At 72.4% G+C, this 14157-nt stretch carries 14 protein-coding genes and 1 tRNA gene; 5 read left to right on the forward strand and 10 right to left on the reverse strand.

Annotated elements, in window-relative coordinates; all coding sequences use genetic code 11:
* Nucleotides 1–60: 60 nt before the first annotated feature.
* The 4 genes from mshC to ACFWRO_RS14465 all read right to left on the reverse strand — a co-directional run bounded on the left by mshC (nt 61) and on the right by ACFWRO_RS14465 (nt 3677).
* Nucleotides 61–1290: a cysteine--1-D-myo-inosityl 2-amino-2-deoxy-alpha-D-glucopyranoside ligase gene (gene mshC, locus ACFWRO_RS14450; RefSeq protein WP_384509359.1), complete on the reverse strand. Its 1230-nt coding sequence runs from the start codon at nt 1288–1290 to the stop codon at nt 61–63.
* Nucleotides 1291–1519: 229 nt separating this feature from the next.
* A complete protein-coding gene (locus tag ACFWRO_RS14455; protein WP_384509362.1) occupies nt 1520–2356 on the reverse strand; it encodes an SCO1664 family protein in 837 nt (278 codons plus the stop codon).
* A complete protein-coding gene (locus tag ACFWRO_RS14460) occupies nt 2320–2910 on the reverse strand; it encodes a DUF3090 domain-containing protein (RefSeq protein ID WP_384509364.1) in 591 nt (196 codons plus the stop codon). The genes ACFWRO_RS14455 and ACFWRO_RS14460 overlap by 37 nt, the downstream gene beginning before the upstream one ends.
* A gap of 77 nt (nt 2911–2987) precedes the next feature.
* Nucleotides 2988–3677 (reverse strand): histidine phosphatase family protein, encoded by a 690-nt coding sequence (locus tag ACFWRO_RS14465; protein WP_384509367.1) that lies wholly within the window; start codon nt 3675–3677, stop codon nt 2988–2990.
* Between the two features lie 74 nt (nt 3678–3751).
* Here ACFWRO_RS14465 and ACFWRO_RS14470 point away from each other — a divergent pair, with 74 nt between their 5' ends.
* Nucleotides 3752–4744 carry a magnesium and cobalt transport protein CorA gene (locus tag ACFWRO_RS14470; protein ID WP_384509370.1) on the forward strand — a complete coding sequence of 331 codons (993 nt, stop codon included), beginning with the start codon at nt 3752–3754 and terminating at the stop codon, nt 4742–4744.
* Nucleotides 4745–4765: 21 nt separating this feature from the next.
* On the opposite strand, the gene ACFWRO_RS14475 is transcribed toward ACFWRO_RS14470, so the two are convergent.
* Nucleotides 4766–5551, reverse strand: coding sequence for a ferritin-like domain-containing protein (locus tag ACFWRO_RS14475; protein WP_384509373.1), 786 nt, complete (start codon nt 5549–5551; stop codon nt 4766–4768).
* 231 nt (nt 5552–5782) lie between these two features.
* Nucleotides 5783–6832: an LLM class F420-dependent oxidoreductase gene (locus ACFWRO_RS14480; RefSeq protein WP_384509376.1), complete on the reverse strand. Its 1050-nt coding sequence runs from the start codon at nt 6830–6832 to the stop codon at nt 5783–5785.
* 129 nt (nt 6833–6961) lie between these two features.
* On the opposite strand from ACFWRO_RS14480, the gene ACFWRO_RS14485 reads away from it, so the two are divergent.
* The gene (locus ACFWRO_RS14485; protein ID WP_384509378.1) at nt 6962–7948 is read left to right on the forward strand and encodes an aldo/keto reductase; all 987 of its coding nucleotides are present in this window, start codon (nt 6962–6964) and stop codon (nt 7946–7948) included.
* On the forward strand, nt 7945–10116 hold the full coding sequence (locus ACFWRO_RS14490) for a helix-hairpin-helix domain-containing protein (protein WP_384509380.1): 2172 nt from the start codon (nt 7945–7947) through the stop codon (nt 10114–10116). Before ACFWRO_RS14485 ends, ACFWRO_RS14490 begins: the two co-directional genes overlap by 4 nt.
* A gap of 72 nt (nt 10117–10188) precedes the next feature.
* Here the strand turns inward: ACFWRO_RS14490 and ACFWRO_RS14495 are convergent, their stop codons facing one another.
* Nucleotides 10189–10836 (reverse strand): hypothetical protein, encoded by a 648-nt coding sequence (locus ACFWRO_RS14495; protein ID WP_384509382.1) that lies wholly within the window; start codon nt 10834–10836, stop codon nt 10189–10191.
* A gap of 47 nt (nt 10837–10883) precedes the next feature.
* Between ACFWRO_RS14495 and ACFWRO_RS14500 the strand changes: the two genes are divergently transcribed.
* Nucleotides 10884–11072 (forward strand): DUF5703 family protein, encoded by a 189-nt coding sequence (locus ACFWRO_RS14500; protein WP_005319466.1) that lies wholly within the window; start codon nt 10884–10886, stop codon nt 11070–11072.
* A gap of 50 nt (nt 11073–11122) precedes the next feature.
* Here ACFWRO_RS14500 and ACFWRO_RS14505 read toward each other — a convergent pair whose 3' ends face one another.
* From ACFWRO_RS14505 to ACFWRO_RS14515, 3 genes are all read right to left on the reverse strand, one after another.
* Complete coding sequence (locus ACFWRO_RS14505; RefSeq protein ID WP_384509384.1) at nt 11123–11983, reverse strand: chaplin; 861 nt, start codon at nt 11981–11983, stop codon at nt 11123–11125.
* 154 nt (nt 11984–12137) lie between these two features.
* Entirely contained in the window at nt 12138–12371 is a 234-nt protein-coding gene (gene chpH / locus ACFWRO_RS14510) for a chaplin ChpH (RefSeq protein WP_362004389.1), read from the reverse strand.
* 156 nt (nt 12372–12527) lie between these two features.
* Nucleotides 12528–13853, reverse strand: coding sequence for a M20/M25/M40 family metallo-hydrolase (locus ACFWRO_RS14515; RefSeq protein WP_384509387.1), 1326 nt, complete (start codon nt 13851–13853; stop codon nt 12528–12530).
* Between the two features lie 209 nt (nt 13854–14062).
* On the opposite strand from ACFWRO_RS14515, the gene ACFWRO_RS14520 reads away from it, so the two are divergent.
* Nucleotides 14063–14150 (forward strand) — tRNA-Leu (locus tag ACFWRO_RS14520).
* Nucleotides 14151–14157 lie beyond the last annotated feature (7 nt).

Here is a 14157-nt window from a genome sequence, read left to right on the forward strand (position 1 = left end):
CCCCGGACTTCGTGAGAAGTCCAAGGGCGGTTCGCGCCAAGCGAGTTGTACGGGAGGGGGCTACAGGGCCACTCCGAGCAGCGCGTCCACGGTGCGGGAGACGAGGCCGGGCGCGGACTCGTCCGTACCGCCCTCGGCGAGCTGCCGCTCGGCCCACCGGTCGACCGCGGCGAGCGCGGCCGGCGCGTCGAGGTCGTCGGCGAGCGCCTCGCGGACCTCCTCGACCAGCGCGTCGGCGGACGTGCCGTCGGGACGGGAGACGGCGGCGCGCCAGCGGTCCAGGCGCTCCACGGCGTCCTGGAGGACCTGGTCGGTCCACTCCCAGTCGGCGCGGTAGTGGTGCGAGAGGAGCGAGAGCCGGATGGCGGCCGGGTCGACGCCCTGGCGGCGGAGCGCCGAGACGAAGACCAGGTTGCCCTTGGACTTGGACATCTTCTCACCGTCGAGGGCGACCATGCCGGCGTGCACGTACGCCTTGGCCATGGGGAACTCGCCGGTCAGCGCCTGGGCGTGGGAGGCGCCCATCTCGTGGTGCGGGAAGATCAGGTCGGAGCCGCCGCCCTGGACGTCGAAGCTCATGCCGAGGTGGTCGAGGGCGATCGCGACGCACTCGATGTGCCAGCCGGGGCGGCCGGCGCCGAGGCTGCCGCCGTCCCAGCTCGGCTCGCCCTCACGGGCGGCCATCCAGAGCATCGGGTCGAGCGGGTTCTTCTTGCCCGGGCGGTCCGGGTCGCCGCCGCGCTCGGCGGAGAGGTGGCGCATCAGCTCGGTGTCGTAGTTCGACACCTGGCCGAAGTGCGGGTCGGCCTCGACGGAGAAGTAGATGTCGCCGTCGAGTTCGTAGGCCGCGCCGGAGTCCCGCAGCCGTTCGACGAGCGGCACGATGCCGGGTATGGCCTCGACCGCGCCGATGTAGTGCTGCGGCGGCAGCATCCGCAGGGCGGTCATGTCCTCGCGGAAGAGGGCGGTCTCGCGCTCGGCGAGGCCGACCCAGTCGACGCCGTCCCGGATCGCGCGCTCCAGGAGTGGATCGTCGACGTCGGTGACGTTCTGGACGTAGTGGACCTGCCGCTTGGTGTCGAGCCACACGCGCTGAACGAGGTCGAACGCGTTGTAGGTCGCCGCGTGACCCATGTGGGTCGCGTCGTACGGCGTGATGCCGCATACGTAGATACGGGCGACGGGACCGGGGGCGAGGGTCACTCGTCCACCGGTCGCGGTGTCGTGGATCTGGAGGTCGCGGCCCTTGCCGGGCAGGGCGGGGACCTCAGAAGCGGGCCAGGCATGCATGACCTGAGCGTAACCGGACACTCGTTCCGGATACGAACCGGATGCGGGATCTTGGCCGAGGAGGCGCTCTTGCAGCTCGCGGCCGTTCATGCATACCCCCTGGGGGGTACGGCCCGGGTAGGGGGCTTGGCCGGATCCGATCGGTCGGAGGGGACCCAGGCGGCGCCCGGAGGCCGGGCGGGCCAGGCGGCACCCGGAGGCCGGAGCGGGCTCAGGCGGCGGCCGGAGGTCAGACCGGCGGCCAGGGGATCGCCGGCCACTGCCCGGAGGGCTCCGGGTGGCGGCCGGTGGTGCGCAGGGCGGAGACGCGGCGGCGCAGGGCGTCCACCTCGGCCGCGGTGAGCAGCTCCGCCAGTCGGGTGGCGAGCGGGGTCCCGGGGGCGAGGGAGCCGTCGAGCCGCTCCAGGACGGCGGCGGCCTCGGCGGGCAGCTCCTCGCCCGCCCAGCCCCACAGCAGCGTCCGCAGCTTGTCGTCCACGTGGAAGGTCACCCCGTGGTCGATGCCGTAGAGGCGGCCGTCCGGCGCGGGCAGCAGGTGCCCGCCCTTGCGGTCACCGTTGTTGATGACGGCGTCCAGGACGGCGAGCCGGCGCAGTTCGGGGCGGTCGGCGTGGACGAGCAGGGCGGTGCGGTCCTCGCCGACCTGGGCGGGCCCGACGGCCTTCCAACCCTCCCCCGCCTCCTCGTCCTCGGTGAGCGCGAGCAGGCTCGCCCCCGGGTCGGCGTCGATCCACAGCTGGACCATGCCCTCGCCGTACGGTCCGTCCCTCAGCACCGTGGGCGGTACGAGGCCCCAGCCGGTGGCCTCGGAGAGCTCGTAGGCCGCGACCTCGCGCTGGGCGAGGGTGCCGTCGGGGAAGTCCCAGAGGGGCTGCTCGCCGGCGACGGGCTTGTAGACGCACTCGGCCTCGGAGCCATCGAGGGAGACGGCGCAGACGAGCACCGCGTTGGAGGCCTCGCGGACCTGGCCGCGCACGGTCAGCTCGCCCTTGGTGAGCAGGTCGACGACCGCCCGGTTGTCGAGGCCGCTCATGCTCCGCGTCGGTATCCGTTCTGGCGGGGGCACACATGGCCCTCGGGGTCGAGCGGCAGGCTGCACAGCGGGCACGGCGGACGCCCGGCGTTGACCACGTCGAGGGCGCGCTTGGCGAAGGCCCTGGCCTGCGACCCGGTGAGGCGGACGCGCAGCATCGGCGGCCCGTTCTCCTCGTCCTGGAGCATCCGTTCCTCCGCGGCGGCGAGGTCCTCCTCGGACTCGGCCTCGAGTTCGACGAGCGCCTGCGCCTCGACGATCATGCGCTGCTCCTCGCCGTCCCAGGCGAGCGCCATGGTGCCGACCCGGAACTCCTCCTCGACGGGCACGTCGAGGGGCGCGGTGTCGGCGATGTCGGCCGGCGCGACGGCCGGGACGGGCGCGTTGCCGCCGGTGCGGCGGACCACCTCGTCGAGGAGTTCGTCGATGCGTTCGGCGAGCGCGGCGACCTGGGTCTTCTCCAACGCCACGCTGGTGACCCGGCCGGCCGCGGACGCCTGCAGGAAGAACGTACGGCGGCCAGGCAGCCCGACCGTGCCGGCCACGAAACGCTCCGGTGGGTCGTAGAGGAACACCTGACGGGACACGTCCCTGACTCCCTTGGGTCTCGGCAGTGATGGAGGCACGCGCTACAGCGGCCCGTCCACCCTACTGCGCGGATGGATCACGGTGCGCCCGCACCGCCCCCTACCTCGGCGGCCCCGTTGGGGTCGGCGCTCGCCTTGGGGGCGAGGGCGGCGAAGTCGCCGGTGTCGCCGAGGCGTACGAGGAAGGGGCGCAGCCGGGTGTAGCGGATGACGGTGACGGAGCAGGGGTCGACGTGGATGCGCTGGAAGAGGTCGAGGTGCATGCCGAGGGCGTCGGCGACGATCGACTTGATGATGTCGCCGTGGGAGCACATGGCGTAGACGGCGTCCTCGCCGTGTTCGGCCTCCACGCGCGCGTTCCAGTCCCGTACGGCGTCGACGGCCCGGGCCTGCATGGCGCGCATCGACTCGCCGCCGGGGAAGGCGGCGGCGGAGGCGTGGGCCTGGACGACCTGCATGAGGGGCTCGTCGGCCAGTTCGGCGAGCTTGCGCCCCGACCAGTCGCCGTAGTCGCACTCGCTGATCCGCTCCTCGGTGTGGAGCGGCACCCCGGGCCTGGCCTCCAGGAGGGGTCGCAGGGTCTCGCGGCAGCGCTGGAGCGGGCTGGTGACGACGGCCGCGAGCGGCACCCCGTCAAGCCGCCCGGGCAGCGCGGCGGCCTGCGCCAGCCCCCGCTCGTCGAGAGCGACCCCGGGCAGCCGCCCGGCGAGCACACCGGAGGTATTGGCGGTGGAGCGTCCGTGCCGGACGAGAAGAAGCGTGGCCATGGCGGCAAGAGTAGACACCCGCACGCGCGCGTGCGGGGTGTCCGAGCGTGCGGGCGGCCTCGGCACGGGGGAGAATGCGGCGCGTGATCGTGGACTCCGCCATCTACCGGGACGGGCGCCGCACCGAGGGCCCCGCGGATCTGTCCGACGCCCTGGCAGAGGCGCGGGCGAGCGGGAACGCCTTCCTCTGGGTCGGGCTCTACGAGCCGACGGAGGCCGAGTTCGACCATGTCTCCGACGAGTTCGCGCTGCATCCGCTTGCCGTCGAGGACGCCCTGAAGGCCCATCAGCGCCCCAAGCTGGAGATCTTCGACGATTCGCTGTTCGTCGTCCTCAAGCCCGTCGTGTACGAGCCGGAGAGCGACCGGGTCTCCCTGGACGAGCTGATGCTGTTCGTGGGCGATTCCTTCGTGGTGACGGTCCGGCACGGGGAGGGCGCGCCGCTGGCGGCCGTACGGCGCCGTCTGGAGGCCGAGCCCGACGTCCTGAGGCACGGTCCGACGGCCGTCCTGTACGCGGTCAGCGACGCGGTCGTGGACCACTACATCGACGTGGCGGGTGAGCTCCAGGTCGACCTGGAGGAGCTGGAGGCGGACGTGTTCGCCCCGGTGGGCGTGGGCCCGTCGAACACGGCGGAGCGGATCTACACGGCCAAGCGGCAGGTCCTGGAGTTCCGGCGGGGCGCCGGGCCGCTCTCGGGCCCGATGGCCCGTCTCGCGGACGGGGACGTGCCGTTCGTGCACGAGGGCTCGCAGCCCTTCTTCCGCGATGTCAGCGACCACCTGATGCGCGCCAACGAGCAGGTGGAGGGCCTCGACCGGCTGCTGTCGGACGTCCTGGCGGCGCATCTGGCGCAGATGGGCGTGCGGCAGAACGACGACGTACGGAAGATCTCGGCGTGGGCGGCCATGGCCGCGGTCCCCACGATGGTCGCGGGGATCTACGGCATGAACTTCGAGCACATGCCGGAACTGACGTGGACCTGGTCGTATCCGGCGCTGATCCTGATCCTGATCGGCATCGAGCTGGGCCTGTACCGGCTGTTCAAGCGCCGGGGCTGGCTGTAGGGGGTGTCAGGCCCGGCCGTCCTAGAACGCGGGGGCCGGCGTCGCGGGCCCGCCCAGCGCGTCACGGCGCTCCGGCATCTTGAGGTCGACCATCTTGTGCCAGCCGGCGAGGCGTTCGTACCCGTACATGCCGTGGATCCCGGCGGCGAGCGCCCCCGCCTTGGCCTTCGGCCACTTCAGGATGCGGCCCATGTGGCCCATCACGGCGAGGCTGACGTCCCGGTAGACCTTGATCTCGGCGAGCGCGGACTCGCGCAGGGTGCGCTGGATGAGCCGGCCGTGCCCGGCGTACGCGAGGCGCAGCAGCTCCTCGTGGCAGTACGCGAGGTGGTTCGCCTCGTCGTTGTCGATCATGTGGATGGCCTTGCCGAGCTCGGGATGGTTCCCGAAGTACGTGACCAGCATGTCCATCTGGTCCGCGGCCCGCTGCTCGGTGACCCGGCTGTGCGCGAGGTAGACGATGATGTCCTCCTCGCTCAGCGGCTCGTCCCGGCGGAGCTTGTCGTGGGCGAGGCCGATGCCGCCCTGTTCGAGGAGCATCGTGTAGTCGGTGTCGGACGGCACCGGTACGGGTTCGAGGCCGCGCTTCTTCAGCAACGCGTTGAAGATCCGCCCGTGTTTGTCCTCGTCGGCGCCATGCCGGGTGATCTTCGGGGCCAGGTCCCGCATACCGGGGGCGACGAGGGCCGCGATCCGCGCGTTCTCCCAGCCTCCCTGGGACTCGCCGCTGGCGGCGATGGAGCAGAAGAGCTGGAAGGACTCGTCGTTGTCGATGATTTCCTGGAACAGGCTCTTGGCCGTGAGCATTGCAGCCACCTCCATACGGGCGTCCGCACGCCGCACGTCCGCATTGAACGAGTCAAGTGCGGTACGGCCGGGTGGGCAACAGGAGGGGCGGGCCGTTCGGCTGAAAGAAGGAGCGTCCGGCTCGTAACCGTGCGCCCGTGTGAAGCGTTGTGCTGCGTGACGGCCGTGGCGGGGAAGACCCCCCGAGCCCCCACCACGGCCGCAGACTTCCGCGGAGCTTCCGGCTAGGCGCTAGGCCAGGCCCGCGTGCTCCAGGGCCTCGGTGCCCGCCCGCAGCGCCGCCAGCCGCTCGTCGAGGGTGAAGCCGGCCGGGGCGAGGGTCAGCGTCGTGACACCGGCCTCGGCGTAGGCCTTCATCCGGTCGGCGATCCGGTCCACGGAGCCGAGCAGCGTGGTCTGGTCGATCAGCTGGCGCGGGACGGCGGCCGCGGCGCCCGTCTTGTCGCCCGACAGGTACTTGTCCTGGATCTCGGCGGCCTGCTTCTCGTAGCCCATGCGCTGGGCCAGCTGGTTGTAGAAGTTCTGCTTCCGGCTGCCCATGCCGCCGACGTACAGGGCGGTGTACGGGCGGAAGATGTCCGCCAGGGCGTCGATGTCGTCGCCGAGGGCGATCGGCAGGGTCGGGTGGACGTCGAAGCCCTCCATCGTCAGGCCCGCCTTCTCGCGGCCCGCCCGCAGCGGGCGCAGCGCCGTCTCCTCCAGGTGCTCGGCGGAGGGGAAGATCAGCAGCGCGCCGTCGGCGATCTCGCCGGTCTGCTCCAGGTTCTTCGGGCCGATCGCCGCGATGTAGAGCGGGATGTGCTCGCGCTGCGGGTGGACGGTGAGCTTGATGGGCTTGCCCGGGCCTTCCGGCAGCGGGAGCGTCCAGTGCTCGCCCTCGTACGTGAGCCGCTCGCGGGTCATGGCCTTGCGGACGATCTCGACGTACTCGCGGGTCCGGGCCAGCGGCTTGTCGAACTTGACGCCGTACCAGCCCTCGGAGACCTGCGGTCCCGACACCCCGAGGCCGAGGCGGAACCGGCCGCCGGAGAGCGAGTCGAGAGTGGCGGCGGTCATCGCCGTCATCGCGGGCTGGCGCGCCGGGATCTGCATGATCGCCGAGCCGACGTCGATCCGCTCGGTCTTGGCTGCCACCCAGGAGAGCACGGTGGGCGCGTCGGAGCCGTAGGCCTCGGCGGCCCAGCAGACGTCATAGCCGAGGCGGTCCGCCTCCTGGGCGACGGCGAGGTTGTCGCCGTCCATGCCCGCGCCCCAGTAGCCGAGGTTGATGCCGAGCCTCATGACCACACCCTCTTTACCGATCAGTAACGTCCCTTGGGCCGGACTCTAGCGCGCGGGTCACGGATCCGTCAGGGGGAGGTTGTCCACAGGCTCTCTCCGCGTGGGGTCTTGGCCAGTAATCTCGCGCCCATGGAGCAGAGGCATCTCGGACGTACCGGCCTGCGCGTGTCCCGGCTCGGGCTCGGCACCCTCACCTGGGGCCGGGACACCGACGAGCACGACGCCGCCGACCAGTTGAAGGCTTTCTGGGACGCGGGCGGCACGCTCGTGGACACGGCGGACGTGTACGGCGGGGGTGAGGCCGAGTACGTGCTCGGGCAGCTCATGGAGCGGCTGGTGCCGCGGCGTGATCTGGTCATCTCCACCAAGGCGGGCAGCGTGCCTGACCCGTACCGGCGGATGGACGGTTCGCGCGGGCACCTCCTTGCGGCGCTCGACGCGTCCCTGGCCCGGCTCGGCACGGACCACGTGGACCTGTGGCAGTTGCACGCCTTCGATCCGCACACCCCGCTGGAGGAGTCCCTCCAGGCGCTGGACATCGCCGTGAGCAGCGGCCGCGCGCGGTACGTGGGCGTGTCCAACTTCTGCGGGTGGCAGCTGGCGAAGGCCGGCACCTGGCAGCTCGGCGCGGCCGGTGCGGGGCGGACCCGGCTCGCGGCGACGCAGATGGAGTACTCGCTGCTCCAGCGGGGCGTCGAGCGGGAGGTGCTGCCCGCGGCCCTGGACCTGGGCATAGGCCTCCTGCCGTCCTCGCCGCTCGGGCGCGGGGTGCTGACGGGCAAGTACCGCACCGGCACGCCGACGGACTCGCGGGGCGGTTCGGAGACCATGGCCCCGTTCGTGGAGCCGTATCTCGACGAGGCCGCGAGCCGGATCGTGGACGCGGTCGCCACGGCGGCGGACGGCCTGGCGACGACGCCGCTCCAGGTGGCGCTCGCCTGGGTCCGCGACCGGCCCGGCGTGACCGCCCCGGTGGTCGGCGCGCGCAACGCGCAGCAGCTCACGGCCGCTCTGTCAGTGGAGAGCCTTAGTCTTCCTGACGAGATCTGCCGGGCGCTCGACGATGTGTCGGCGCCCGTGCACCGCTATCCGGACCAGGACTGGAGCACCTTGTGACCGAGCCTTCGCGGGAGACCCCGCCCGAGGCCACCGAGCCAGAGCCGGGCGAGACCGACGAGGCCGCGGCCGAGCACGCCCCGGATGCCGCCGCGGAGGAGCCGAAGGCCGCCGACGGGGAAGCGAAGGCCGGCGACGCGGAGGCGAAGGCCGCCGAGGTGTCCGAGGCGCAGGCGGAGCTGGCCGCGCAGCGGGAGCTGCGGGCCCGGATCGAGCAGCGCAAGGCCGAGAAGGCGGCGCCCGTGGACGCGGGCACGAAGCTGAGCGGCACAGCGGCCGACCTGCTCGCGGCGGTGCGGGCGGTGGAGAGCGGTACGAAGTCGGGCAGCGCGTTCTTCGAGGCGCCGCAGCCCTCGCCCGCCCCCTCGCCCTCTCCTGAGCCGCGACGCACCGCGTCCGTCCCGGCGCCCGCCACGCCCGTCCCGGCAGCCCCCGTGGGCCCGGTGGGTCAGGCGCGGGCGGCCGCCCCGGAGACGCTTGAGGCCGTGCGGGAGGTCCTCGCGCGCGGTGGGGCGCCGGAGTCGCTGGCCGGCCAGGTCGCCGCCACCCTGGGCGAGGGCGCCGCGGAGGCGCTGCGGGAGGACCCGTGGCAGCTGCTTGCCGTGCCCGGGGTGCGGCCCGAGCACGCCGACGGCTTCGCCCGGGCCCTGCTCGGCGCGGAGTGCGGGCCCGACGACCCCCGCCGGGCCGTCGCCCTGGTGGCCTGGCTGCTCGAACGGGCCGCGCTGAAGGGCTCCACGGCCCTGGGGGACACCGCCGTACGGACCGGACTCACCGGCCTTTCCGTGTCCGACCCGGACGAGGCGATCCGGGCGGCGGCCGCCGAGGGCGCGGTGCTGCTCTTCCAGGAGGAGGAGCAGGTCCCCGAAGAGACCGAGGACGAGGAAGAAGCCGACGCCGAGGGCGGCGACGGTGCCGAGACCTCCGAGGCCGAGGAGCCCGACGTGCCGGCCCTCCTTGGGCTCGACCGGTACGCCATGGCCGAGGAGAGCCTCGCCGACGGTCTGGCCCGGCTGGTCAAGACCGTCTCCGCGGAGGTCTGGGAGGGCCCCGACCTGGTCCGCGCGGCCGGCGCGTACGGCCTGGTCCTGCACACCGGGGGCGAGACGGCCCGCAGCGAGCCGGTCGCGCTCGCCGAGGCCGCCCGGGAGCGGGGCCTGCGGGTCGCCGTGGCCGCGCACAGCGAGAACGGGGTCGAGCGCCTCGGCGCGGAGGCGTTGACGGTCGCCGCCCTGGTGTCCGGCGCCGCGGGTCCCGGCCGTGACGAGGAGGGCTCCCTGGCCCTGGACCTGCTGGTCGTCCTGGACGCGCCGCAGCTGGACGTCGAGAGCGCGACGACGCTCGTCGAGTCCCTGCCCGACGGCTGCCGTCTCGTGCTCAGCGGGGACCCCGGCGTCCTCGGCTCCGCGGGCGCCGGCCGGGTGTTCGGCGATGTGCTGGCGGCCCGGGTGTGTCCGGCGGTCGCCTCCCGCCTCCCCGACCCAGGACCGATCGGCGAGCTGATCTCGGGCATCGGCATCGGCGAGCTGAACCAGGTGGAGGCTCCCGGCAAGGAGGTCGTGATCGTCCCGGTCCGGGACGCGGGCGAGGCGGTCCACCGCACGGTCCAGCTCGTCGCCGACTCGATCCCCCGCGCGTTCGACGTGCCCGCCGGGAGCACCCAGGTGATCACGGTCGGCCACGGCGGCTCCGCGGGCACCCGCGCGCTGAACGCGGCGCTCAAGGAGCGGCTCAACCCCGGCCCCGGCCGCTTCGGCGGCTTCGACCCGGGCGACCGGGTGGCCTACGTGCCGGCCCCGGGGCGCACGGTGACCGGGACGGTCGTGGGCGCCGACGCCGAGGGCCTGCGCCTGGAGTGCGCCGGCGAGCCCCTCGTCGTACCGAAGGAGCGGGTGGAGTCCGCGCTCCGGCACGGCTGGGCGCTCACGGCCCACCAGGCCGCCGGGATGCGCTGGCCGGCCGCGGTCGTGGTGCTGCCGGGGGACGCGGCCCAGGGCCTTGACCGGGCCTGGGTGTACACGGCCTTCGGCCGGGGCGAGCGCCATCTCTCGATCGTCCACGGCGTGGACCAGGCCCTGCCCCGCGCGGTGGCCGAGGGCGTACCCCCGGAGCGCACGACCCGGCTGAGGCCGCTTCTGGAGGCCTTGCTGGCGGCCTCGGAGGACTGAGGACACCCAGGGTTGCAAGCCGGAGGGCGGGGCACCCTGCGGTGCCCCGCCCTCCGTACGACGCCGTGCGCCTCAGGCGTCCTGCTCCTCCAGGTCGTCGTCCAGCTCGTCGTCGAAGACCGCGCTGACGTCGAAGCGGCAGACGATCCGCTCCGGATCGGCCTGCTCGAAGGGGGCGTTCAGCCACTCCCCCGCCTCGGGCAGCTCCTCCGCGGCCGAGACCCAGAGCGTGGAGTCGCCCTCCTCCAGGCCGAACTCCTTGTGCCGCGAGGCGATTTCGTCCGGTTCGTACTCCCCGAAGAGCACACCGAGCGCGGCGTGCGTGCTGACACCGGCGGCGGGGCCCGCGTCCGGCCCCTCCTCGTCGCCCTCCAGATCGGCGATGCGCTGTGCCTGGGCGAGCAGCCGCTGCGGTTCGACGACGGCGTAGTCGCGACGGATCAGTACGCTCAGGGCGTGCGGCTCCTCCGGACCCGCGTAGGGCGGGAGCGAGTCGTCGGCGCCCGGGATCTCGAACGGGGTGACCTCGTCGTAACGGTCGTAGAGCCGCTCGTCGTAGGCCTCGGCCGCCGCGGCGAGGGCGTTGAAGGCTTCATAGACGGCCGGGTCGTCGTCCCCCGAACGACGTTCGACCGCCTCGAGGTGACGGTCCAGTGCGGTTTTGACCGCCTCGGCGGCGGCACGTACCTCGGCAGCGGTCGGCTGCGCAGCATCAGACATGGGACGCACGCTATCCGTACCTGGCCTGTGCCCGCACAATAGATGCGATGCCGGAATACGAATTTGTCGACGTGTACGTGCCGCGCGGTGTCTCCCGCAAGGAGGCGACGCGGCTGCTGACCGACCATGCCGAGTACGGTCACTGGGAGTTGGACCGCCTGAGCCTGCACCGGGACGGCAGCCGCAGGGTGCGGCTGCGCCGGCGCATCATCCGTCAGGTACGCGCCACCTGGTGACATGAGAAGGGGCCCCGCCGTGCGGGGCCCCTCTGCGTGACGCGGTCGTCCTAGACCTGGGCGGACCGGCGGGAGCGGCGGTAGAGCACCGATCCGGCGAGCAGCAGGGCGGCGCCGGCCGGAACGGCCACGCCGAGCGGACCGGAACCGGTCTGCGCCAGTTCCTCGGTCGCCTCGGGCTGCGTGATCGTGTGCGTACCGGGCGTGTTCGGGCCGTTCGGCGTCCCGTGCTCACCGGAGTCACCCGGGTTGCCGGGGGTGCCGGGCTCGCCAGGCGTACCGGGGTTACCGGGCGTGCCCGGGTTGCCGGGGTTCCCAGGCTCGCCCGGGTTCCCGGGGTTGCCCGGCTCACCGGGGTTACCGGGGTTCCCGGGCTCACCCGGGTTGCCCGGCTCACCCGGGTTGCCGGGATTCCCCGGCTCGCCCGGATTCCCGGGGTTCCCCGGGTTCCCCGGCTCGCCCGGGTGACCCGGGTGCGTGGGCTCGATGCCGTTGCCGCACTCGTTGCCGAACGACGGGTTGATGGCGCCCACGACCGAGACGCTGTTCCCGCAGGCGTTCACGGGGGCGTGGACCGGCACTTGGACGGTGTTACCGGAGGCGACGCCCGGGGAGTTGCTGCTGCCGCCCTCGGCCGAGGAGCCGCGGTGCTTGCCCTTGCCCGGCTTGGAGACGTTGGCGCACTTGTTGCCGAACGCCGGGTTCATCAGACCCACGACGTTGACGGTGTTTCCGCAGACGTTGACCGGCGCGTGCACCGGAACCTGGACGGTGTTCCCGGACGCGACGCCCGGGGAATTCGAGGCCGCGCCGTTCGCACCCGAATCGGCATTCGCGTAACCACCACCGAGGGCGATGACTCCGCCCGCGGCCGCAACGGTGATCAGGCTCTTGCGTGTGACCTGTCGCATAGCTTGTTCCCTGCCTTTTCGGCTTCTGCCTTCTGGCTTCAGAAGAGGGCCACCGGGCCCGAACGCCCGGGGCGGAATGCCCGCCGGCCCCGGAGTGCATGGCACGCACTCCGGGGCCGGCCTGGCTCAGACCCTCACGGGTCGAGGCACAACGTCAGGCGTTGACGCAGGTGTTGCCGAAGGTGGGGTTCAGCAGCCCGATCACGGAGACCGTGTTGCCGCACACGTTCACCGGGACGTGGACCGGCACCTGGACGACGTTGCCCGAGAGCACGCCGGGGGAACCGATGGCGGCACCCTGGGCACCCGAATCGGCAACGGCCATGCCCGCACCCGCGAGAACGAGACCGCCGGTGGCAGCCGCAGCAGCGACGACCTTCTTGATCATTATTCCTCCTTGTTGGCAATGCGATCCCAGCCGCGGACCGCACCACCTGTAACGAGGGGGAAGTAATGGGGCTACGAGCCTATGAGTGCATTCACTCTTTCCGGTCAAAGGCGTACGCGCGGCCGATTATTCGGAGACAGCTGCACGAGACGCCGCTCAGGAGGCGTCGATGAACCGGTCCAGCACGCGGACGCCGAACTTCAGCCCGTCCACCGGCACGCGCTCGTCCACGCCGTGGAACATCCCGGCGAAGTCCAGCTCGGGCGGCAGCTGGAGCGGCGCGAAGCCGAAGCAGCGGATGCCGAGGTCGTCGAAGGACTTGGCGTCGGTACCGCCGGAGAGCATGTACGGCACCGCCCGGGCGATCGGGTCCTCGGCGCGGAGGGCCAGCTGCATCGCGTCCACGAGGGCGCCGTCGAAACTGGTCTCCAGGGCCTTGTCCCCGTGCACGTCCTCGCGCTTGACCCGGGGGCCGAGGATCCGGTCGAGGTCGGCCAGGAACTCCTGCTCGTAGCCCGGCAGGAACCGCCCGTCGACGTGGGCCGTGGCCTGGCCGGGGATGACGTTGACCTTGTACCCGGCGCCGAGCATCGTCGGGGCGGCGGAGTTGCGCAGGGTCGCGCCGACCATCTTGGCGATGCCGCCCAGCTTGGCGAGCGTCGCCTCCATGTCCTCGGGGTCGAGCGGGGTTCCCAGCGCGTCCGAGAGCTCGTCCAGGAAGGACCGTACGGTCTTGGTGACCCTCACCGGCCACTGGTGGCGGCCGAGGCGGCCCACGGCCTCGCAGAGTTCCGTGATGGCGTTGTCGTTGTTGGTCATCGAACCGTGCCCGGCCGTGCCCTCGACGGTCAGCCGCATCCAGTGCATGCCCTTCTGGGCCGTCTCGACCAGATAGAGCCGCAGGTTCTCGTTGACGGTGAAGGAGAAGCCGCCGACCTCGCCGATCGCCTCCGTCACACCGTCGAAGAGGTCCCGGTGGTGGTCGACGAGGTGCCGGGCGCCGTAGGTGCCGCCCGCCTCCTCGTCGGCGAGGAAGGCCAGGACGATGTCGCGCGGGGGCTTGCGGCCGCTGCGCATCCGGTCGCGGACGACCGCGAGGGTCATCGCGTCCATGTCCTTCATGTCGACCGCGCCCCGGCCCCAGACGCAGCCGTCGGCGACCTCGCCGGAGAAGGGGTGGTGGGTCCAGTCCTCGGCGTTGGCCGGCACGACGTCGGTGTGGCCGTGGATGAGGAGGGCCGGCCGCGACGGGTCCTCGCCCTCGATCCGGGCGACGGTGGACGCCCGCCCCTTGTGCGACTCGATGATCTTCGGCTCGAGACCGACCTCCGCGAGCTTCTCGGCGACGTACTCCGCCGCCGCACGCTCGCCCGGGCCGGAGTGGTCGCCGTAGTTGCTGGTGTCGATGCGGATGAGGTCACGACAGAGGTCGACGACCTCGTCCTCGCCGGTGACGCTCCTCGCCGTGTTCGACTCGCTCACGCTGCTTCCTCCCACTACGTGCCCCACGTGCTTGCTGGTGGACGCCCCCATCCTCGCGCGCCCGACCCCCGGGACCCAAGGGCGGCCGCCGGCCGACATCCGCCCGTCACACGGTTTCGGCCCGAACGGGGGTGGTGATCGGCCACCCCCAATGTTTGCTATGGTTTTCCACGTCGGAACGGCCCAGCGGCCGGAAAGACAGACACCTTGTCCGGGTGGCGGAATGGCAGACGCGCTAGCTTGAGGTGCTAGTGCCCTTTATCGGGCGTGGGGGTTCAAGTCCCCCCTCGGACACCAGCGAAGG

It is taken from the genome of Streptomyces sp. NPDC058579, assembly GCF_042718575.1.
GTDB lineage: Bacteria > Actinomycetota > Actinomycetes > Streptomycetales > Streptomycetaceae > Streptomyces.

Excerpts from the sequence above, each read along its gene's own strand:
- mshC (WP_384509359.1), bottom strand. The coding sequence starts at position 1,290 with ATGCATGCCTGGCCCGCTTCTGAGGTCCCCGCCCTGCCCGGCAAGGGC.
- ACFWRO_RS14465 (WP_384509367.1), bottom strand. The coding sequence starts at position 3,677 with ATGGCCACGCTTCTTCTCGTCCGGCACGGACGCTCCACCGCCAATACC.
- ACFWRO_RS14470 (WP_384509370.1), top strand. The coding sequence starts at position 3,752 with ATGCGGCGCGTGATCGTGGACTCCGCCATCTACCGGGACGGGCGCCGC.
- ACFWRO_RS14475 (WP_384509373.1), bottom strand. The coding sequence starts at position 5,551 with ATGCTCACGGCCAAGAGCCTGTTCCAGGAAATCATCGACAACGACGAG.
- ACFWRO_RS14480 (WP_384509376.1), bottom strand. The coding sequence starts at position 6,832 with ATGAGGCTCGGCATCAACCTCGGCTACTGGGGCGCGGGCATGGACGGC.
- ACFWRO_RS14485 (WP_384509378.1), top strand. The coding sequence starts at position 6,962 with ATGGAGCAGAGGCATCTCGGACGTACCGGCCTGCGCGTGTCCCGGCTC.
- ACFWRO_RS14495 (WP_384509382.1), bottom strand. The coding sequence starts at position 10,836 with ATGTCTGATGCTGCGCAGCCGACCGCTGCCGAGGTACGTGCCGCCGCC.
- ACFWRO_RS14500 (WP_005319466.1), top strand. The coding sequence starts at position 10,884 with ATGCCGGAATACGAATTTGTCGACGTGTACGTGCCGCGCGGTGTCTCC.
- ACFWRO_RS14505 (WP_384509384.1), bottom strand. The coding sequence starts at position 11,983 with ATGCGACAGGTCACACGCAAGAGCCTGATCACCGTTGCGGCCGCGGGC.
- chpH (WP_362004389.1), bottom strand. The coding sequence starts at position 12,371 with ATGATCAAGAAGGTCGTCGCTGCTGCGGCTGCCACCGGCGGTCTCGTT.